Origin of the sequence: Plantibacter sp. VKM Ac-2885, from assembly GCF_015351205.1 — a bacterium.
Taxonomy (GTDB): domain Bacteria; phylum Actinomycetota; class Actinomycetes; order Actinomycetales; family Microbacteriaceae; genus Plantibacter; species Plantibacter auratus.
Map to the genome: position 1 here is coordinate 49,197 of NZ_JADKSK010000002.1, position 19,011 is coordinate 68,207.

The 19,011-nt window shown below is 71.2% G+C and carries 21 protein-coding genes; 15 read left to right on the plus strand and 6 right to left on the minus strand.

What is annotated here, in order from left to right; translation table 11 throughout:
- Positions 1 to 110: 110 nt before the first annotated feature.
- Both ITJ66_RS12790 and ITJ66_RS12795 read right to left on the minus strand, forming a co-directional pair.
- Positions 111 to 788: an FCD domain-containing protein gene (locus ITJ66_RS12790; RefSeq protein WP_192019951.1), complete on the minus strand. Its 678-nt coding sequence runs from the start codon at positions 786 to 788 to the stop codon at positions 111 to 113.
- A complete protein-coding gene (locus tag ITJ66_RS12795) occupies positions 785 to 1,513 on the minus strand; it encodes an SDR family oxidoreductase (RefSeq protein WP_194644873.1) in 729 nt (242 codons plus the stop codon). Before ITJ66_RS12795 ends, ITJ66_RS12790 begins: the two co-directional genes overlap by 4 nt.
- A 116-nt stretch (positions 1,514 to 1,629) precedes the next feature.
- Between ITJ66_RS12795 and ITJ66_RS12800 the strand changes: the two genes are divergently transcribed.
- Entirely contained in the window at positions 1,630 to 2,400 is a 771-nt protein-coding gene (locus ITJ66_RS12800) for an SDR family NAD(P)-dependent oxidoreductase (RefSeq protein ID WP_194644874.1), read from the plus strand.
- Positions 2,401 to 2,669: 269 nt separating this feature from the next.
- On the plus strand, positions 2,670 to 3,575 hold the full coding sequence (locus ITJ66_RS12805; protein ID WP_064294922.1) for a serine hydrolase: 906 nt from the start codon (positions 2,670 to 2,672) through the stop codon (positions 3,573 to 3,575).
- A gap of 214 nt (positions 3,576 to 3,789) precedes the next feature.
- Here ITJ66_RS12805 and ITJ66_RS20185 read toward each other — a convergent pair whose 3' ends face one another.
- Together ITJ66_RS20185 and ITJ66_RS20190 are read right to left on the minus strand one after the other, a co-directional pair.
- Positions 3,790 to 4,221: an NUDIX domain-containing protein gene (locus tag ITJ66_RS20185; protein WP_370582649.1), complete on the minus strand. Its 432-nt coding sequence runs from the start codon at positions 4,219 to 4,221 to the stop codon at positions 3,790 to 3,792.
- Positions 4,218 to 5,060 carry a hypothetical protein gene (locus ITJ66_RS20190; protein ID WP_194644875.1) on the minus strand — a complete coding sequence of 281 codons (843 nt, stop codon included), beginning with the start codon at positions 5,058 to 5,060 and terminating at the stop codon, positions 4,218 to 4,220. Before ITJ66_RS20190 ends, ITJ66_RS20185 begins: the two co-directional genes overlap by 4 nt.
- Before the next feature lie 112 nt (positions 5,061 to 5,172).
- On the opposite strand from ITJ66_RS20190, the gene ITJ66_RS12820 reads away from it, so the two are divergent.
- Complete coding sequence (locus ITJ66_RS12820; protein WP_137244246.1) at positions 5,173 to 5,772, plus strand: DUF4190 domain-containing protein; 600 nt, start codon at positions 5,173 to 5,175, stop codon at positions 5,770 to 5,772.
- A 380-nt stretch (positions 5,773 to 6,152) separates the two neighbouring features.
- Here the strand turns inward: ITJ66_RS12820 and ITJ66_RS12825 are convergent, their stop codons facing one another.
- Positions 6,153 to 7,613: a glutamyl-tRNA reductase gene (locus tag ITJ66_RS12825; protein ID WP_194644876.1), complete on the minus strand. Its 1,461-nt coding sequence runs from the start codon at positions 7,611 to 7,613 to the stop codon at positions 6,153 to 6,155.
- A 154-nt stretch (positions 7,614 to 7,767) separates the two neighbouring features.
- On the opposite strand from ITJ66_RS12825, the gene ITJ66_RS12830 reads away from it, so the two are divergent.
- The 6 genes from ITJ66_RS12830 to ITJ66_RS12855 all read left to right on the plus strand — a co-directional run bounded on the left by ITJ66_RS12830 (position 7,768) and on the right by ITJ66_RS12855 (position 12,222).
- A complete protein-coding gene (locus tag ITJ66_RS12830) occupies positions 7,768 to 8,241 on the plus strand; it encodes a hypothetical protein (protein WP_137244244.1) in 474 nt (157 codons plus the stop codon).
- Positions 8,242 to 8,317: 76 nt separating this feature from the next.
- The gene (hemE, locus tag ITJ66_RS12835) at positions 8,318 to 9,445 is read left to right on the plus strand and encodes a uroporphyrinogen decarboxylase (protein WP_194644877.1); all 1,128 of its coding nucleotides are present in this window, start codon (positions 8,318 to 8,320) and stop codon (positions 9,443 to 9,445) included.
- Positions 9,442 to 10,986, plus strand: coding sequence for an NAD(P)/FAD-dependent oxidoreductase (locus tag ITJ66_RS12840; RefSeq protein WP_191942046.1), 1,545 nt, complete (start codon positions 9,442 to 9,444; stop codon positions 10,984 to 10,986). Before hemE ends, ITJ66_RS12840 begins: the two co-directional genes overlap by 4 nt.
- 93 nt (positions 10,987 to 11,079) lie before the next feature.
- A complete protein-coding gene (locus ITJ66_RS12845) occupies positions 11,080 to 11,541 on the plus strand; it encodes a hypothetical protein (RefSeq protein ID WP_228501918.1) in 462 nt (153 codons plus the stop codon).
- Between the two features lie 17 nt (positions 11,542 to 11,558).
- Entirely contained in the window at positions 11,559 to 11,981 is a 423-nt protein-coding gene (locus ITJ66_RS12850) for a phage holin family protein (protein ID WP_064294953.1), read from the plus strand.
- Positions 11,971 to 12,222 carry a DUF3618 domain-containing protein gene (locus tag ITJ66_RS12855; protein WP_079003603.1) on the plus strand — a complete coding sequence of 84 codons (252 nt, stop codon included), beginning with the start codon at positions 11,971 to 11,973 and terminating at the stop codon, positions 12,220 to 12,222. Before ITJ66_RS12850 ends, ITJ66_RS12855 begins: the two co-directional genes overlap by 11 nt.
- Positions 12,223 to 12,238: 16 nt before the next feature.
- Here ITJ66_RS12855 and ITJ66_RS12860 read toward each other — a convergent pair whose 3' ends face one another.
- The gene (locus ITJ66_RS12860) at positions 12,239 to 12,700 is read right to left on the minus strand and encodes a GNAT family N-acetyltransferase (protein WP_071260458.1); all 462 of its coding nucleotides are present in this window, start codon (positions 12,698 to 12,700) and stop codon (positions 12,239 to 12,241) included.
- A 91-nt stretch (positions 12,701 to 12,791) separates the two neighbouring features.
- Here ITJ66_RS12860 and hemQ point away from each other — a divergent pair, with 91 nt between their 5' ends.
- The 6 genes from hemQ to ITJ66_RS12890 all read left to right on the plus strand — a co-directional run bounded on the left by hemQ (position 12,792) and on the right by ITJ66_RS12890 (position 19,010).
- Positions 12,792 to 13,514, plus strand: coding sequence for a hydrogen peroxide-dependent heme synthase (hemQ, locus tag ITJ66_RS12865; RefSeq protein WP_064294913.1), 723 nt, complete (start codon positions 12,792 to 12,794; stop codon positions 13,512 to 13,514).
- Positions 13,514 to 14,764, plus strand: coding sequence for a ferrochelatase (locus ITJ66_RS12870; protein WP_228501919.1), 1,251 nt, complete (start codon positions 13,514 to 13,516; stop codon positions 14,762 to 14,764). The genes hemQ and ITJ66_RS12870 overlap by 1 nt, the downstream gene beginning before the upstream one ends.
- Positions 14,761 to 15,708: a hydroxymethylbilane synthase gene (hemC, locus tag ITJ66_RS12875; protein ID WP_064294911.1), complete on the plus strand. Its 948-nt coding sequence runs from the start codon at positions 14,761 to 14,763 to the stop codon at positions 15,706 to 15,708. Before ITJ66_RS12870 ends, hemC begins: the two co-directional genes overlap by 4 nt.
- Positions 15,705 to 16,529, plus strand: a complete 825-nt coding sequence (locus ITJ66_RS12880) for a uroporphyrinogen-III synthase (protein WP_194644878.1) — start codon at positions 15,705 to 15,707, stop codon at positions 16,527 to 16,529. The genes hemC and ITJ66_RS12880 overlap by 4 nt, the downstream gene beginning before the upstream one ends.
- Before the next feature lie 61 nt (positions 16,530 to 16,590).
- Positions 16,591 to 17,598: a porphobilinogen synthase gene (hemB, locus tag ITJ66_RS12885; RefSeq protein ID WP_194644879.1), complete on the plus strand. Its 1,008-nt coding sequence runs from the start codon at positions 16,591 to 16,593 to the stop codon at positions 17,596 to 17,598.
- Positions 17,595 to 19,010: a glutamate-1-semialdehyde 2,1-aminomutase gene (locus ITJ66_RS12890; RefSeq protein WP_137244239.1), complete on the plus strand. Its 1,416-nt coding sequence runs from the start codon at positions 17,595 to 17,597 to the stop codon at positions 19,008 to 19,010. Before hemB ends, ITJ66_RS12890 begins: the two co-directional genes overlap by 4 nt.
- Position 19,011 lies beyond the last annotated feature (1 nt).

A 19,011-nucleotide genomic window follows, 5' to 3' on the forward strand; every position in this document is an offset into this window, starting at 1 on the left:
AGCTTGCAAATATTTTCCAGCACTGCAACACGGTCGTTACCTGCGTGACGGACGTGTTTCACGAAGCTGCGAGAACCGTGTGTGTGGATGGCGGACGGGCGCCGCCGTCGTCAGGCCGTGCGGAGGATGATCACGCGCATCGTCGCGGCGGCCCGCTCGCCGTCCTGCGCCTCGATCGCCGACGCGAGGTCCGTGTGCAACGCCGCGTCGTGGTGGTCGATGCCGTCACCGGGCAGCTGGTCCACACGATCCCGGAGTGCCTCGTCGACGGCGTCGCCGACCCGGTCGAGGATCGGGTTCGCCGCCGCGCGCCGGATGAGGCGATGCAGCAGGAGGTCGGCCTCGAGGAACGCGATCGGATCCTGGCGAACCGCAGCCGCGCGGAGCGCCTCACTCGTCACGCGGAGCTCACGGGCGTCCTCGTCGCTGCGTCGCTCGGCCGCGAGCCGCGCCGACTCCGGCTCGGTCGCAGTGCGGAGTTCGCGGATCGCCAGGATGGTGGACTCCCGTCGTCCGCTCGCCAGCGCCCAGCGGAGCACCCGAGGCTGCAACCAGTCCCAGCTCGACGACGGCTGCACGGTGTGGCCGACGTGCGCCTTGCTGGCGAGGAGTCCCATGCCGGAGAGCACGCGGGTCGCCTCCCGGACCACCGAGCGGGAATGTCCTGCCATGGCGACCAGCTCGTCCACCGTGCACACCCTGCCGGCGGGTAGTCCGCCGTCGACGATGTCGGTACCGATCCGGTCGAGCGTCCGTTCGAAGGCCGACGCCCCCGGTGAGCGGCTCACGCCCGTGCGGACGGACGGGTGGGGGAGATCACGAGCTCGTCGATGCGCACGTGCGGCGGGCCGTCGAGGATGAACCGAACGGCGCGGCCGATGTCCTCGGGCGTCAGCATCGTCTCGCGCGCCGACGCGTCCGGCACCTGCGGCCGCATGGAGAGGAACGGGGTGTCGACGTCGCCCGGGCAGAGGTGGGTGGCGCCGACGCCGTGGGCCCCCTCCTCCTCGTTGAGGGTCGCGCAGAGCGAGGCGAGTGCGGTCTTGCTCGCGCTGTAGGCCACGCCACCCTTCGTCGAGAAGCGCCAGCCGGCGAAGGAGGAGATGGCGATGATCCGTCCCTGGGCGTCGCGGATGGTGGGCAGCGCGAGGTCGATCGTCCGTGCGACCGAGGTGAGGTTGGTGTCGACGATCGCGGCGAACTCCGTCATCGACTGGTCGTCCCACCGGCGCCGAGGCGCGTTCAGGCCCGCCGCGGTGACGAGGTCGTCGACCGGGCCGAGCTCGGCGACGACGCGTTCGTGGGCTCGGGCGAGCGAAGCGGGGTCCGTCGCGTCGGCCTCCGCGGCGACGGCCACACCGCCCGCGGAGGTGACGGCTCCGACGGTCTCGAGGAGTGCCTCGCGGCGTCGCCCCGTCACGGCGACGCGCCATCCCGCCTCGGCGGCCGACACCGCCACGGCCTGTCCCATGCCGCTGCCGCCACCCGTCACCCAGAGCACTCGATCCGTCATGGCGCCAGTGTAGCGAGCTGGCCGACCATAAGTATGTTTTACTCGCCTGGTGCGTACGCGGCCGTCGACACCGGGTCGGCGCGTCGACGGATGCGCTCGGACGACGGGAGACACCGATGCTGCTGGACCTGACGGACCGACGGGTGATCGTGACCGGAGGTGCTCGAGGGATCGGGCTCGCCCTCGTGGAGTCCTTCCTCGCCGAGGGGTCCCGCGTCGCGGTGCTCGACCTCGACGTCTCCTCCCTCGACGCGCTCGTGGCGTCCCACCACGGCGACCTCGTCGCCATCACGTGTGACGTGCGATCCGAGGACTCGGTGTCGAGCGCGGTCGCGGCGGCTGCCACCGGGCTCGGAGGGATCGACGTCCTCGTGAACAACGCCGGGATCAACGTGCAGTCACTGCTCGAGGAGACGAGCGACGCCGCGTGGACCAGGTGCTTCGACGTCAACGTCGGCGGCGTCTTCCGGGTGTCGAAGGCGGTCATCCCGTATCTGAAGGAACAGCGTTCCGGCCGCATCATCAACGCCGCGAGCTTCGCCGCCGTCATCCCGAGCGTCGGCAGCGCGGCCTACGCGGCGTCCAAGTCCGCGGTGGTCCAGTTGACCAGGGTCCTCGCGAGCGAGCTGGGGCCGTGGGGCATCACGGTGAACGCCTACGCACCCGGCATGGTGCCGACGGCGATGAACGGCTTCGCCGATCTCCCGACGGCGCAGCAGGACGAACTCCTCGACACGCTCTCGGTGCGCCGATGGGAGGAACCGGAGGACGTCGCGAACATCGTACGGTTCCTCGCGAGCGACCAGGCGGGCTACGTCACCGGTGCGCTGATCGACGTCAGCGGTGGCAAGTTCGCGACCCAGTTCCCAGCCCGCGCCCGCGGCTGATCACGAGCTGAAACCTGCGGGATCCGGGCGGTGGACCGACCGGATTCGCGGGCGATGGAAGCGACGGATGTCGGACCGACGCGCCCGGGAACGACGTTCCCAGGCCCAGATTCGCAGCCAGCGCGAAGGGCGCTTACGATACCGTGGACGGCACATCCGGAGGCCCGCTGCGCGGGTCGTCGGACGCCCGTCGAGTGGGCTGACCGGGGCTGGTCCACACCCGCAGGATCGTCGGGATCACCATCTGGAGCAGAGGAGTTCGGTCAGCCGTGGCTTCACGAGTGCACGAGTCGGAACGTCGCCGTTCGCGCGATGCGCGTCGAGGGCGCCACCGTGCCTCCGCCCAGATCGAACCCTTCACCCGCGGGTTCAGCGCCCTCGGCGAGCTGGCCGCGTCGGGCGCGCAGGTCAGCCTCCGGATCAACGACATCACCACCGGCGAGATGCTCATGTCGGCCGACGACCATGTCGTCGTGCCCACCGCCTCGATCGGCAAGGTCCTCCTCCTCATCGAGGTCGCGGCCCGCCTCGGCGACGCCGACTTCAGCGGCCTCACCATCCTCGACCGCGAACCACTCGACGCCGTCGCCGACTCCGGGATCTGGCAGCACCTCCAAGCGCCGTCTCTCCCGGTCGCCGACCTCGCTGCCCTCGTCGGCGCGACGAGCGACAACCTCGCCACGAACGTCCTGCTCCGCCACATCGGTCTCGACGCCGTCCGCCACCGTGCTGAGGAGATCGGGCTGAAGCGCACGGCCCTCCTCGACATCGTCCGCGACCACCGCGGACCCGACAACGCGCCGCAGCTCTCCGTCGGGTCCGCCCGCGAACTCGCCTGGCTGTTCCAGGCGCTCGCGACGGGCGAGATCGTCGACGCGACCACGAGCCGCCGGGTCCTGGCCTGGTTGTCGCTCAACACCGACCTCTCGCTCGTCGCCTCGGGCTTCGGGCTCGACCCGTTGGCCCACCGTGAGCCCGACCACGGCATCCAGCTCTTCAACAAGACCGGTTCCGGGGTCGGCGTGCGAGCCGAGGCGGGTATCCTCCGCGGCCCGAACGGCGCCGTGAGCTACGCCGTGTGCACGAGCTACGACGACACGGAGCTCGGCACCCGCCTCGGGGTGGTCGACGCCGTCCGGATCCTCGGCCAGGACCTCCTCGAGTACGTGCACTGAGCCGGTCTCACTCCTCCGGTCCCTGAGCCTGTCGAAGGGCTCAACTCCGCCGGTCCCTGAGCTTGTCGAAGGGCGTGTCCGTGGGCACTTCGACAGGCTCAGTGACCGGGGTGGCTGACTCGTGGGCTGTCCGGTCCCAGTTGTTCATCGGCCCCTGAGCTTGTCGAAGGCTTTCACCCTTGGACAGGCTCGGGGACCGGACCCCACCCGCTACTCAGTCGATGAGCCCCGCCGCCGCCAGGCGCTCGAGCACCTCACGCCCCGCGGGTGGGCAGCGGTCGAGTGACTCCGTGCCCACCCAGTGGACCGCGCTCACCTCGGCGGAGGGCGTCGGTGTCTCGTCCGTCTCGGCCGCGAAGACGTGCATCCGCACGAGCTGGCCGTCGGGCTCGCCGTGCGCCTGCGTGACCACCGTGAACAACGGCGACACCCGTGCCGGATCGATCTCGACCGCGACCTCCTCGCGTGCCTCCCGGACGGCGGCCTCGGCCGGCGTCTCGCCCGCGTCGATCTTCCCGCCCGGCATGTAGAGGACGTCGCGGCCGCGAGCCGTCACCATGAGCACCCGCCGTCCGCGGACGATCGCGACCGCGGACACGAGGATGTCGGGGAGCGCGCTGCCAGAGCTCTCGGGTGCGCGGCTCACCGGTCGGCCGGGCGCTCGGTGTCGAGCGCGGGTCGCACCCGATCGGCGAACCCGTCGACGGCGAGTTCCACGGCGTCCTTGAGCTCGTCCGTGCTGAGGATCACGAAGTGACCCGGCACCGGGAGGAGCACGTTCGTCGCTCCTGGTAGCACGCTGCTGGACGGCACGTGCGGGTCGAAGGTGCTGTAGATCGAGACGATGTCGGCGTTGACGTCGTGCGGCGCCCCGAGCGCCACGATGGTCTCGTCCGTCGGGAGGAACGCGCGGAGGCTCGGATCGACGACGTACTTCGCGAGCACCGATCCGGAGAACGGCGAGCAGATCGCGACGACCCCGAGCAGGCCCAGCCGCTCGCGTTCGGTGAGGAGCAGCTCCTTCCCGACGAGCCCTCCCTTACTGTGCGCGACGATGACGCACCCGGCCACGGGCTTCGGCAGCCGTCCGAGTGCGCGGGCGAAGCGGGCCGCCGTGTCGCGGATGGGTTTGCGGTTGTACCCGAGGCCGCGGGCGATGCGGATCCGGTAGCCGTCGGCGTTCAGGCGGTCTGCGACCGGCTTCAGGAACGCCCAGGTCTCGTACACGCCGGGGATGAGGACGACGACCGGTCGGCTCGCGTCGCCGCGGGCGTACTCCTTCGGGATGCGGCCGCTGAAGAAGGCCCGCGTGTGCCAGACGACCGAGTGGACCCAGTCGACGGCGACGATCCCGGCGATGGTCAGCGCGCCGGGTCGCTCGGCGACCGGCGGGGCGTCGGCGAGCGTCACGTCCTCGGCTTCCGCCACCGACTCCTCGTCCATCCGCACCCCCTCGTCCATCTTGCCACCGCCTCCGGTGCGCACCGCGCGAGCCCAGTGAACATCAGGGATCGCGGGTTACCCTGTGTTGACAAGGCGACGGCACGCTGCAAGCATGAGTCCGTTCGTCGAACCCCTATGCGCGAGGTGCACCTTCATGACTGATCCGAACTCCGGCCAGCCGAACGACCCATACGGTCAGAGCCAGAACCCCCAGCAGCCGGCCTACGGCGAATCGCAGGTTCCGCCGGCTCCGCAGTACGGGGAACAGGCTCCGCAGTACGGCCAGCCCTCGCCCTACGGTGAGCAGCCGGGCCAGCAGGCTCCGCAGTACGGCGAGCAGCCGAAGTACGGTCAGCCGCAGGCTCCCTACGGCGAGCAGCAGAACCCCTACGGCCAGCCGCAGGCACCCTACGGGCAGCAGCAGAACCCCTACGGCCAGCCCGCCGCTCCGTACGGACAGCCTCAGGCGCCGTACGGCTACGCGCAGCCGACCGGCCCGAAGACGAACGTCATGGCGATCATCTCGCTCATCGCCCCGTTCGTCGGGTTCGGCGTCGTCGGCCTCGTGCTCGGCATCATCGCGCTCGGTCAGATCAAGCGCACCGGCGAGCAGGGCCGTGGCCTGGCCCTCGCCGGCACCATCGTGAGCGGCGTGTCGGTCCTCGCCGGCATCATCGTGATCATCTTCTACTTCCTGATCATCGCAGGCGCGATCGCCGGCGCGAGCTCGTACGACTACAACTACGACTACTGATCCACGGCCTGCTCCGCAGGCGGATCACGACGGGCATCGGCATCGCGCCGGTGCCCGTTCGTCGTTCCAGCGCCCCTCCCGTCCCGTTGCCTGTGCGGTGACCCTCCTCCGGTCCCTGAGCAGTGACCCTCCTCCGGTCCCTGAGCTGCGCCGCACTGAGCCTGTCGAAGTGTCGAAGGGCGGTGCTTGACTCGTTCCCTGCGCGGTAACCCTCTCCGGTCCCTGAGCTGCGCCGCACTGAGCCTGTCGAAGTGTCGAAGGGCCCACGGGGAACGTCCATGGTCGGTCGCGTGTTCGCGCACCTCGACAGGCTCGGTGACCGGGGTTCGGCTCGGTGACCGGAGTTGCCCGACGCGAGAGCCCCGGTACCGCCAGGAAGCCTAGGAGGCGGAAGCGGCCGAGTCGGCGTCGGCGAGCGGCGCGACGACCGCCGGTGTCTGCGGGACGTCGATGCCGAAGAGCGTCTGCAGCGCAGTCGTGTACGCGGCCTGCTCGCCGTTGCGGGCGAGGTTCCGTGCGCGCACCGTCGGTTCGTGCAGCAGCACTCCGGCGAGGTGACGCAGTGCACGGGCGGTCGAACCATCGTCGTCGCCGCGAGCGGTCGCGCGGGCGACCTCGGCCTCGACGAGTGCGTGCACGTGGCTGCGGAGTGCGACGACGGCGGGCTCGAGGCTGCGCTCCTCGCCGACCGCGGCGAACTTCTGTGCGGCGCGGCTGACGATGGAGCGCGCGACCTCGGTGGCCTGCAGCTCCTCGAGCGGCGCGTGGATGCGGATGGTCTCGAGGTCGAGCAGCACCACACCGGCGACGGTGGAGACGTCGGGGTCGACGTTGCGCGGCAGGCCGAGGTCGATGACGAGCTGGGCCGAGGCGTGCGGCACCGGGCACTCGGCGGCGGCTTCGGTGATGACGTCGTGGGCGAGTGCGGAGACCCCGGTGGGTTCGGGTGCGGCCGGTGCGGCGGCCGCGGTGACCAGCGAGAGCGTCGGTGCGTCCGTGGCAGCCGCGGCTCGCGCACGGTGGTCGGCGGCGACGGCCGTGCGACCCGCGCGGAGCAGTTCGGCGTCGACCACGTGGCCCTCGGCGGTGGTGCAGGTCACGATGATGTCGACCTCGCCGGTGGTGCGGGCGAGGTCGTCGTGTCCGATCCAGCCGATCTCGTGCGAGCGCGCGAACTTCTCGGCGCGGCCGGAGGGCGAGTACACGAGGACGTCGGTGACGCCGCGGTCGCGGAGGGCGGCGAGGCTCGCGCCGGCGTACGCACCGGTGCCGACGAGCAACACGCGTTGCGTGGCCCAGTCGTCGATACGGCTCTCCGCGAGGTCGAGGGCGAGACGCACGATGGAGCGACCGGCGCGCCCGAGCGGCGTGCGGTTCTTGATGCCGCGGGAGGTCTGGGACGCGCGCTGGAACAGGCGCTCGAGCTCGGAGCTGGTGGTGCCACCGGCGCGAGCGGCCTCGAGGGAGCGCCGCACCTGGCCGGCGATCTCGCCCTCACCGACGACGACGGACTCGAGTCCGGCCGACACGGCGAAGAGGTGCTCGGCTGCCGCGGTGCCGACGCTGAGGTCGAACACCTCCCGCAGCTGCTCGGCGGGGATGCCGGTGGTCTCGCTGACGGCCTCCGCAGCGGCCTCGAAGGCGACGGATGCGGCGGCGGTGACGGGCTCGTCGAGGTCGATGTACGCCTCGAACCGGTTGCAGGTGGCCACGACGACGGCACCCGAGACGCACTCGTGGTGCTCGACCAGGCGCGCGGCAACGCCCTCGGCACCGACTGAGAGTCGTTCGAGGAGGTCGAAGGTGGCGTTCTTATGGCTCGCCGTCACACACATGAGCACCCGATGAGTCTACCCGAGCGGCGCTGTCGGGCTCCCGGGATGTCGCTCAGGGCACCCTCACCACCAGTCGGGTACTGACATATGAAATGTCAGATGCAATACTACGGATCAAGCCGTTCGACCGAACGGAACACAACGATCGAAGGAGAACGTTATGCAGCACTTCAGGAGAGTCGTCACGCTCGCCGCCGCGGCAGCGATGGTCACGCCCGGGCTCATGGGTGCGGCCCCAGCCCCGGCCTCGTACCCACGGGGAGGCGATGTCGTGGTCACCTGCACGTACACGGGTGGTCTGTTCCATGCGACCGGCGAGGTCCACCTGGTCTGGAACGGGAGCGACGCCTCGGGCAAGACGACCGTCTCGCTGGAGGAGTACCGGATCACCGCCGGCGGTGCGCCCTTTGGCGATAAGGCGAACATCGACCTCGGCCTGTCGCAGAACGGCGGGGCGACGCGGTGGATCCACTCGCCCGACTCGATGAAGCAGGACGGCCAGTGGCACTCGCTCGGGATCTGGCAGGACCTCTCCGCGTCGCCGTCCATCGACGATCTCGTGGCGACGGTGGAGTTCACCTTCGACGAGTCGGTCGGCTACGACCACTCGTGCAGCGTGTCGCACCGGCTCTGAACCACGGTCGGACTCCGGTGCGGGCCGTCGCCGGACGGTCCGCACCGGCAGGGCCGCGCATCGCGGGGCTTCGCCCATGCCGCGCTCAGCGCGGGAATGGGAGGATGGAGGGGTGAGTCTCCCACCCGAACACCCCCTCGTCACCGGCGTGACCCAGTCGTCGCCGCTCATCACCGCGTACCGCGGCACCCGCCCCGAGCGGACGCCCGTCTGGTTCATGCGTCAGGCCGGCCGGTCGCTGCCCGAGTATCGCGAGTTGCGGATCGGGACGGCCATGCTCGACGCCTGCCTCGACCCGGCGATGGCGAGCGAGATCACCCTCCAGCCCATCCGACGGCACGGGACGGACGCGGCCATCTTCTTCAGCGACATCGTGGTGCCGCTCAAGCAGGCCGGGGTCGCGGTCGAGATCGTGCCGGGCCGTGGTCCCGTCATGGGTTCCGCCGTTCGGACGGCCGCCGAGGTCGACGCGCTCGTCGCGCTCGACCCGGCCGTCCTCGACGACACGCTTGCGCCGATCCGCGAGGGCGTCGCGCTCACCGTCGCCGGGCTCGCGGGGATCGGCGACGGCCGCACGCCGCTCATCGGCTTCGCGGGTGCGCCGTTCACACTCGCCGCCTACCTCGTCGAGGGCGGACCATCGAAGGACCACCTCGCCGCCCGCACCCTCATGCACGCCGACCCGGCGTCGTGGGCGAAGCTCATGGCCTGGTGCGCGGACGTCACCGGTCGCTTCCTCCGCGCCCAGGTGCTCGCCGGCGCGTCGGCCGCGCAGCTCTTCGACTCGTGGGCGGGGGCACTCTCCCTCGAGGACTACGAGCGTCACGTCGCCCCGGCCTCCCGGGCCGCGCTCGCGCACGTCGCCGACCTCCCCGTCCCGAAGGTGCACTTCGGCGTCGGGACCGGTGAACTGCTCGGTGCGATGCACCGGGTCGGCGCCGACGTGGTCGGGATCGACTACCGGCTGGCGCTCGACGAGGGCATCCGACGTCTCGGTGGCGGCGTCCCCGTGCAGGGCAACATCGACCCGGCACTGCTCGCCGCCCCATGGCCGGTCCTCGAGGCGCACGTCCTCGACATCCTCCAGCGCGGGACGGCGGCGCCGTCGCACGTCCTCAACCTCGGCCACGGGGTCCCGCCCGAGACCGACCCGGACGTCCTGACTCGCATCGTCGCCCTCGCCCACGATTGGCAGCCCGCATGAGTCTCGAGCCGAAGCGTCTCGTCGTCATCGGCGGTGGTGTGGCCGGACTCGTCGGCGCGGTCGACTGCGCCAAGGTCGGCATCTCGGTGACGGTCGTCGACGCGCAGGAGTCGTTCGGTGGCGCGCTCGCGGCCGCCGAGGTCGCAGGTCTCCGCGTCGACGTCGGTGCCGAGAGCTTCGCGACGCGCGGTGGCTCGGTCGCCGAGCTCATCGAGCAGCTGGGGCTGACCGACCGCGTCGTGCGTCCCAACCGGGCCGGGGCCTGGTTGCACGTCGCCAAGCCCGGACAGCCGCAGCGGAGTGTCCCGCTCCCCAAGGCGGGGCTGCTGGGCATCCCGACGAACCCCCTCGCCGACGACGTCCGTCGGGTCATCGGTTGGAAGGGTGCCCTGCGCGCCTATCTCGACCGCATCCGCCCGCCGCTCACGATCGGCACCGAGCACAACCTCGGTGCGCTCGTCCGGAAGCGCATGGGCGCGGCCGTCCACGACCTCCTCGTCGCACCGGTCACCTCGGGCGTCTACTCGGCCGCTCCGGACGACCTCGACGTCGACCGCGCGGCTCCCGGGCTGAACGCCGCGTTGACCCGCACCGGGGCGCTGTCCCTCGCCGTCGCGGCCCTCCGGGAGAACGCGCCCGCCGGTGCCGCGGTCGGTGGCCTCGACGGTGGCATGACCGTCCTCGTCGACGGCTTGACCGCGGAGCTCGAGCGGTGGGGGTCGACGCTCATCACCGGCGTCGCCGTCACGGCGATCTCCCGGAACCCGTTCGACATCGACGTGGACGGACCGGGTGTCGGCCTCGGCGACGCCGGCCTCCCGCGGATGAGCGAGCGTCCCGCGGCTGCAGGTGCGTCGAAAGCCCCCTGGTACGTCGCCCTGACCGACGGCCGGGTGCTCGAGGCCGATCTGGTCCTCATCGCGACGCCCGAGCAGCCGGCCCGCAACCTGCTGGCCGACGTCGGGCCGGCGCTCCGCGACCTCCCCGCCGCCGGCGACGACGCGGGCGACCCGGTCCTGCCCGCGCCCATCGAGCTCGTGACGATCGTGCTCGACGAACCGGCCCTCGACGCCGCACCGCGTGGCTCCGGGCTGCTCGTCGCACCCGGCTCGACGCTCCACGCCAAGGCGCTCACCCACGCGACGGCGAAGTGGGCCTGGCTCGCCGACCGCGCGAAGGAGCATGGCGAGCACCGCCACGTCGTCCGCCTGTCCTTCGGCCGTCAGGGCGAGGCCGACGCGACGAGCGCGTTGACCGACGAGGAGCTGCTCTCGACGGCGTTGCACGATGCGTCGGTGATGCTCGGCGTCCAGCTCGACCCGGGCAGCGTCCGCGGCTTCCACCGCATCTCCTGGACGGGGACGCAGCCGACCGCCGCGCGCGGCCAGCGTGAACGCTCGACGGCCATCCGGGAAGCGGTGGCCGAGGTGCCCGACCTCGCGGTCACGGGTGCCTGGTTGTCGGGCACGGGGCTCGCCTCGGTGGTCCCCGACGCCCACGAGGCGGCGGCACGACTCCGCCATCAGGCGCTGCAGCGGTAGACGCGCCCATATGCCCGACCCGGCATCTTTTCCTGTCAACCCCCGACCGGATGGTGGCGTCGGAGTGACACCCGACTACGCTGGTCCCGTTGGATGCAGCATCACAGCACCACTCGAACAGACGGAGGCGCCATGAAGGGCAAGGTCATGTTCGTCGTCGGTGGGCTCACGGGCTACGTGCTCGGTACCCGCGCCGGACGCGAACGCTACGAGCAGATCAAGACGCAGTGGGTCAAGCTGTGGAACGCGAAGCCGGTGCGCGCGCAGCGCGGCAAGGTCGAGGACTTCGCCAAGGCACGCATCAGCGAGGTCCCCGCGGCTCTGTGGAGCGGCGTCAGCGCCGTCGCGAAGGTCGTCAGCCAGCAGGGTTCGACGCCCGGCCAGAAGCTCGATAAGGCCATCTCCAAGACCGAGGACACCGTCCAGGACGTGTCCGAGACGGTCAAGGACGCCCGCACGGCCTCCGGCACCTCGACGTCGTCGGCCTCGAAGCCCGCAGTGCGCAAGCCTGCCGCGCCCAAGACGACGGCTCCGAAGCCCAAGAGCGGCGAGTAGCACCGACGATGCCGTTCATGAGTGACCGCAACCGGTCGGAGCCGCGTTACGACAAGCGCGACGAGTCCCTCCTGACCCTCGTCGGCCAGCTGCCGGGGGTCGTCTCGAACCTGGTCAAGGCCGAGATCGCCAACCTCAAGACGCAGCTCGCCCACAAGGGCAAGTACGCGGGTATCGGCGCGGCCTTCGTCGCCGGTGCCGCGGTGTTCCTCTTCTTCGCGGTCGGCGTGCTCGTCGCCGTGCTGATCCTCGCGCTCGCGCTCGTCATGCCCTCGTGGCTGGCAGCGCTCTGCGTCTTCGTGCTCTTCGTCCTCGTCGCTGCGGTCCTCGTGCTGATCGCGCTGCGGTACTTCAAGAAGATCAACGAGGACCCGAGCCCGATGGACAACGTGAAGGAAGACATCAAGGCAGTGAAGGGACTCGGCGAGTATGACCGTTGACCAGTTCCCGGGGGCGACGCCCTCGCCCGAGCAGGCTCGTGCCGAGCTCGTCGCCACGCTGAACGCGATCGAGGACAAGCTCAACGTCCCGAAGCAGGTGCACCGCGCCAAGCGTCGTGCCATCGTGCAGATCGCGACCGTCAAGGTCGAACGCCCGGCGGTCTTCTACGCCGGTGTCGCGGGCCTCGCCGGTGCGGCCGGGCTGGCAGTGTGGGGCATCGTCCGCGCCATCGCGCGCTGACGCGTCCCGCCGCCGGTCAGTCGCTCGGCGTGGCGACGCGCGTCATCGGGACGTGCACGATGTCGTCCTCCACGTAGTCGGGGCCGCTGATCTCGAACCCGAACCGGCCGTACCAGTCGGCGAGGCGTTTCTGGGCGCCCATGCGGAGTTCCCGATGCCCGTGGTCGGCGACGGCGCGGCGGATCAGTTCCGCGGCGAGACCCCGCCCGCGGGCGGTGAACGCGGTGGCCACCCGTCCGATCTCCGAGTGCTCGGCCTCGGTCAGGATCCGGATCGTCGCGAGCACCTCGTCGCCCTCCTGCGCCCAGGCGATGAGCGTCCCGTCCTCGATGTCGCGACCGTCGAGATCGGCGAAGAGCGCCGTCTGCTCGACGACGAAGACGTCGACGCGGATCTTCAGCACGCGGTAGAGCGTCACCGGATCCATCTCGGCCGCTCTGGCGACGTGGTACTCGACGGGAGGTTGCTCGCTGGTCATCACCCGACTGTATCGGCGGTGAGGCTGGGCTCGGTGTCAATCGTGACCTGCCCCTTTTGCCCAATCGACCGAACTGGGTGAGGATAGGACTATGACTCACCCGGCCTCTGCCGAGGCATCGCACCACCCGACCGACTCAGCCACCCCGACTGGCCCCTCAGGATTCACCCTCTGGGCTGTCCTGCGCCGCGAGCCGGCGAGTGCGCTGCCGCTCGGCGAAGAGCATGTCTCCGAACTCGAAGCATCCATCGCGCTCGTCGAAGCCCAGGGCGTGACCCTGCGCGGCATCTACGACGTCTCCGGCCTCCGCGCCGACGCCGACCTCATGCTGTGGCTCCACGGCGACACCGCCGAGGGCCTGCAGGCCGGCCTCCGCGAGCTGCGCCGCACCGCCATCCTCGGTTCGCTGGCACCCACCTGGAACGCCATGGGCGTCCACCGCGACGCCGAGTTCAACCGGCAGCACGTCCCCGGGTTCCTCCGCGGCATCGAGCCGAAGGGCTGGCTCTGCCTGTACCCCTTCGTGCGCAGCTACGAGTGGTACCTCCTGCCGGAGGAGGAGCGTCGCAAGATGCTCGCCGAGCACGGCCGTCAGGGTGCGGCGTTCACGGGTGTGCTCGCCAACACCGTCGCCTCCTTCGCCCTCGGCGACTACGAGTGGCTCCTGCCGCTCGAGGCCGACGACGTCGTCGAACTCGTCGACCTCATGCGCGACCTGCGCAACACCGAAGCGCGCCGCCACGTGCGCGAAGAGGTGCCGTTCTTCACGGGCCGCCGTATCACGCCCGCCGAGGCATTGGAGGTGGTGCGCTGATGGCAGCCATGAACCTGGGGAGCACCGGAGCAGAGTCCCCCGAGCGCATCGTCCGCGGCGCGACCGACGCCGCAGCGGCCGGTCCTGAGCACGTCTCCGAGCCGACGGACTACGACGCCATCCTCCTCGCCGGCTTCGGCGGGCCTGAGGGCCAGGACGACGTCATCCCGTTCCTCCGCAACGTCACGCGCGGTCGCGGCATCCCCGAGGAGCGTCTCGAAGAGGTCGCCCACCACTACCGTCACTTCGGCGGCGTCAGCCCGATCAACGACCAGAACCGTGCGCTCAAGGCGGCCCTGGAGCTCGAACTCGCCTCCCGCGGCATCGACCTCCCGGTCCTCTGGGGCAACCGCAACTGGGACCCGTACCTGCGCGACGCGCTGACCGAGGCGCACGAGCGCGGCTTCACGAAGCTCATCGCGATCGCCACGAGCGCCTACTCCTCGTACTCGAGCTGTCGGCAGTACCGCGAGGACTTCGCGATCGCCGTCGACGAGACGAACCTCCAGGGCGAGATCCAGATCGACAAGGTGCGTCAGTTCTTCGACCACCCCGGCTTCGTGACCCCGTTCATCGACGGTGTCCGTGAGGCGATCGCCGAGTACCTGCGCGAGCAGCCCGATCTCTCCGCCGAGACGGAGATCGAGGTGCTCTTCGCGACGCACTCGATCCCCACCGGCGACGCCGCGCGCTCCGGCCCCGATTTCCGCGGCTTCGGCGACCACGGCGCGTACGAGGCCCAGCACCTCGCGGTGGCCGAGGTCGTCATGGCGAACGCCATCGACCAGCTCCGTGAGGCCGGTGTCCTCGGCGGCGCGGTCGGCAGCGGTGTCTCGGTGCCGTGGCAGCTCGTCTACCAGTCCCGGTCGGGCCCGCCCAGCATGCCGTGGCTCGAGCCCGACATCAACGATGCGATCGCAGAGCTGCCCGCCGCCGGCCGCAAGGCGATCGTCATCGTGCCGCTCGGCTTCGTGAGCGACCACATGGAGGTCATGTGGGACCTCGACAACGAGGCCATCGAGACGGCCGGCGAGCACGGCCTGGCCGCCGTCCGCGTCCCGACGCCGGGCACTGCCGCCGCCTACGTCAAGGGACTCGTCGACCTCGTCCTCGAGCGCCGCGACGGCACGCCCGTCGAGGACCGACCGCACATGACCGACCTCGGGCCCTGGTACGACGTCTGCCGCCCCGGGTGCTGCGAGAACGCCCGGCTGGGCTTCAAACCGGCGTTCTCGGGGATCGCCCCATGACCCTTCGCATCGGAACCCGCGGCAGCGCCCTGGCGCTGGCGCAGACCGGTCATGTGGCCGACGCCCTCACGGCGGCCACCGGTGAGGACGTCGAGATCGTCACCGTCACGACGCAGGGCGACACGAGTCGCGAGTCGCTCTCGACCATCGGCGGGACGGGTGTGTTCGTCAACGCGCTCCGCGACGCCCTGCTCGACGGCGCGTGCGATCTCGTCGTGCACTCCTTGAAGGACCTGCCGACGGCTCCGGCCGAGGGCTTCACGATCGCCGCCATGCCGATGCGCGAGGATCCGCGCGACGCCCTGTGCGCCTCCGACGACCGCTCACTCGACGACCTGCCGCAGGGTGCCAGGATCGGCACCGGTTCACCGCGTCGGATCGCCCAACTGAAGCGCATCCGGCCCGACCTCGAGGTCGTCGACATCCGCGGCAACATCGACACCCGCCTGCGCCGGATCGACGACGACCTCGACGCCGTCGTCCTCGCGGCCGCCGGTCTCACCCGCCTCGGACGCCTCGACGCCGTCACCGGGCTCTTCGACCTCGACACCTGGCCGACCGCGCCGGGGCAGGGGGCGCTCGCGATCGAGTGCCTCGACGACGACGAATCGTCCATCGCCGGTTCCATCGCGTTGCTCGACCACGCGCCGAGCCGCTGGCAGGCGACGGCGGAGCGGGCCGTGCTCCGTCGACTCGAGGCCGGTTGCTCGGCCCCCGTCGGTGCCGCAGCCTGGCTCGACGACGAGGACCTCGTGCTGCAGGCCGCCGTCTACTCGCTCGACGGCACCGAGATGATCCACCGGGAGAGCCGCGCGGAGGGGTTCTCCGGCGACGGACACGGACGGGAGCTGCTGCAAGCGGCCGACGCGCTCGGTGTCTCGCTCGCGGACGAGCTCATCGAGGCCGGCGCAGCCGACCTCGCCCCGCTGGGAGGCGCTGCGTGAAGGACTGGACGAAGTCGAACACCGTTCCCACCGCCACCAAGCCGCTCGGCGGGTGGCGCGTCCTCGTGCCGCGCGGCGGTCCGTGGGGCGACTCGGTCGCCGGGACGGTCCGTGGCAAGGGCGGGTCGCCTGTCGTCGCCCCGATGATCAACTTCGCCAGCACCGACGACCCGGAGACCCTCGGGGCCGCGCTCGCGGCGCTCGAGGCTGGCGAGTTCGACTGGCTGACCGTGACGAGCGCGACCACGGTCGACGTGCTGTCCTCGCAGCGGATCCGGATCCCCGAGACGACGAGGGTCGCCGCCGTCGGCGAGACGACCGCTGCCGCGCTCACCGCCGTCGGCTACAGCGTCGACCTCGTGCCGGCGAAGGACAACTCCGCCAAGGGCATGGTGCAGGAGCTCACGGCGCTCGAACCGCACCCGAAGCGCATCCTCACGCTCCGCTCGGCCATCGCCAAGCCGCTCCTCACGGAGGGCCTGATCGCCGCCGGACACGACGTCCAGTCCGTCGTGGCCTACCGCACGGTCGGTGTCCCGGTGGCAGAGAAGATCGTCGCCGACGTCGCCAGCGGCCGGGTGCGTGCCATCCTCGTCACCTCGGGCAGCGTGGCGGAGCAGGTCCGTTCGCAATTCCCCGAGATCCCCGAGAGCACCGTCATCGCCGCGATCGGACCCCGCACGGCTCGTGACGCCCGAGGCTACGGGCTCCGGGTCGACGTCGTGGCGGAGCAGCAGACGGTCGACTCGCTGATCGAGGCGATCGTGTCCGTGGCGCTCAGCCAGAACCGCGACGAGGACGCCGGCCACGGGATCCGCTGACCGGCTTCACGCCCTGCGCGAACCGGGAGGGCGCGTCGGCAGCGGCGCGTAGGCTGGACGGGTGAGCATTCCCGAGACCCGTCCCCGTCGTCTCCGGCAGCAGCCGGCCATCCGTCGCCTCGTCAGCGAGACGAGACTCGACCCGGCGGAGCTGGTGCTCCCCATGTTCGTGCGGGAGGGCGTCGCCGAGCCGGTCGAGATCTCCTCGATGCCGGGTGTCCGGCAGCACACCGTCGACAGCGCCAAGCGGGCCGCGGCTGAGGCGGCAGCGGCCGGCATCGGTGGGGTCATGCTCTTCGGCGTCCCGGCCGAGCGCGACGCCGTGGGTTCCGGCGCGACCGACCCCGACGGCATCCTCAACGTCGCGACCCGCGCGCTCGTCGCCGAGGTGGGCGACGCCCTGGTCGTGCAGACCGACCTCTGCCTCGACGAGTTCACCGACCACGGACACTGCGGCGTCCTCGACGACCGCGGGCGCGTCGACAACGACCGCACGCTCGACCGCTACCGCGACATGGCGCTGGCCCAGGCCGAGTCCGGCTCGGCCCTCCTCGGCCTCTCGGGCATGATGGACGGCCAGGTCGCCGCCGTCCGCGAGACGCTCGACGCCGCCGGGTTCGACGACACGATCATCCTCGCCTACTCGGCGAAGTTCGCGTCCGCGCTCTACGGCCCCTTCCGCGAGGCCGTCGACTCGCAGCTGCAGGGCGACCGCCGCACCTACCAGCTCGACCCCGCCAACCGTCGTGAGGGTCTGCGCGAGGCGCTCATCGACGAGGCCGAGGGCGCCGACATCGTCATGGTGAAGCCCGCAGGGAGCTTCCTCGACGTCCTGGCCGACGTGGCGGACACGGTGTCGATCCCGGTCTGGGCGTACCAGGTGTCCGGCGAGTACGCGATGATCGAGGCCGCCGCCCGGCAGGGCTGGATCGACCGCCGACGCGCGATCGAGGAGTCGGTGCTCTCCATCAAGCGCGCCGGAGCCGAGGCCGTCCTGAGCTACTGGGCCGTCGAACTCGCCGGTTGGTTGGATGAGGCGCGCGGTCTGCGTGCAGGAGGAACCCGATGAACGACGCAGCATTCGCCAGAGCCCAGCGGTCGATCCCCGGTGGGGTGAACTCGCCCGTCCGTGCCTTCCGCTCCGTCGGCGGCACGCCGCGGTTCATGGTGTCCGCGACCGGACCCTACATCACCGACTCCGAGGGCGTGCAGTACGTCGACCTCGTGAGCGCGTGGGGCCCCGCGCTCCTCGGACACGCGCACCCGCAGGTCGTCGAGGCCGTGCAGGCCGCTGCGGCGCGCGGCCTCTCCTTCGGCGCGTCCACCCCGGCCGAGACCGAGCTCGCGGAGCTCGTCAAGGAGCGCGTCCAGGCGTCCGGCGTCGCGCCGATCGAGAAGCTGCGCATGGTATCCACCGGCACCGAGGCGACCATGACGGCGATCCGCCTCGCGCGCGGTGCCACCGGTCGCAGCCTCATCGTGAAGTTCGCCGGGCACTACCACGGCCACTCCGACGGCCTGCTCGCCGAAGCGGGGTCGGGCGTCGCGACCCTCGCCCTGCCTGGGTCCGCCGGGGTCACCGCCGAGACGGCAGCCCAGACGATCGTCGTCCCCTACAACGACCGGGCGGCACTCCGCGAGGTCTTCGCCGAGCGCGGCCAGGACATCGCCGCGATCATCATGGAGGCGGCCTCCGCCAACATGGGCGTCGTCCCGCCGGCTCCCGGGTTCAACGCGAGCGTCGTGAAGCTCGCGCACGAGTACGGCGCGCTGGTCATCATCGACGAGGTGCTCACCGGGTTCCGCGTCTCCTCCGCCGGTTGGTGGGGGCTCGACAACCGCGGACTCGCCGCCGTCGCGCCGGGCACGGAGCCCGTCCCGGGCGCAGAGGCCTGGGAGGCCGGCAACCACGCCGTCGCGAACTCGACCGGCGCCATCAGCATCCCCGTCGGCGTGTACCAGCCCGACCTCTTCACCTTCGGCAAGGTCATCGGCGGTGGCATGCCCCTCGCTGCGCTGGGTGGGCGCGCCGAGCTCATGGACCTGCTCGCACCGACCGGCCCGGTCTACCAGGCCGGCACGCTCTCGGGGAACCCGGTGGCCCTCGCCGCCGGCATCGAGACGCTGCGCCTGGCCGACCAGGACGTCTACCGTCGGGTCGACGCGGCGGCCGCGATCGTGTCCGAGGCGACCTCGAACGCGCTCACGGAGGCCGGGGTCGCGCACACCGTGCAGCGCGCCGGGAACCTGTTCTCCTTCGCCTTCAGCGAGACGGCACCGACCGATTACGCCGCGGTCCTGCGGCAGGACGCCTTCCGCTACCCGGCGTTCTTCCACCGCATGCTCGACGCTGGGGTGTCGCTCCCGCCGAGCGTGTACGAGGCCTGGTTCGTCTCCGCGGCGCACGATGACGAGGCGATCGGGCGCATCGTCGACGCCCTGCCCGCGGCGGCCCGAGCGGCTGCGGCGGCCATCCGCTGAG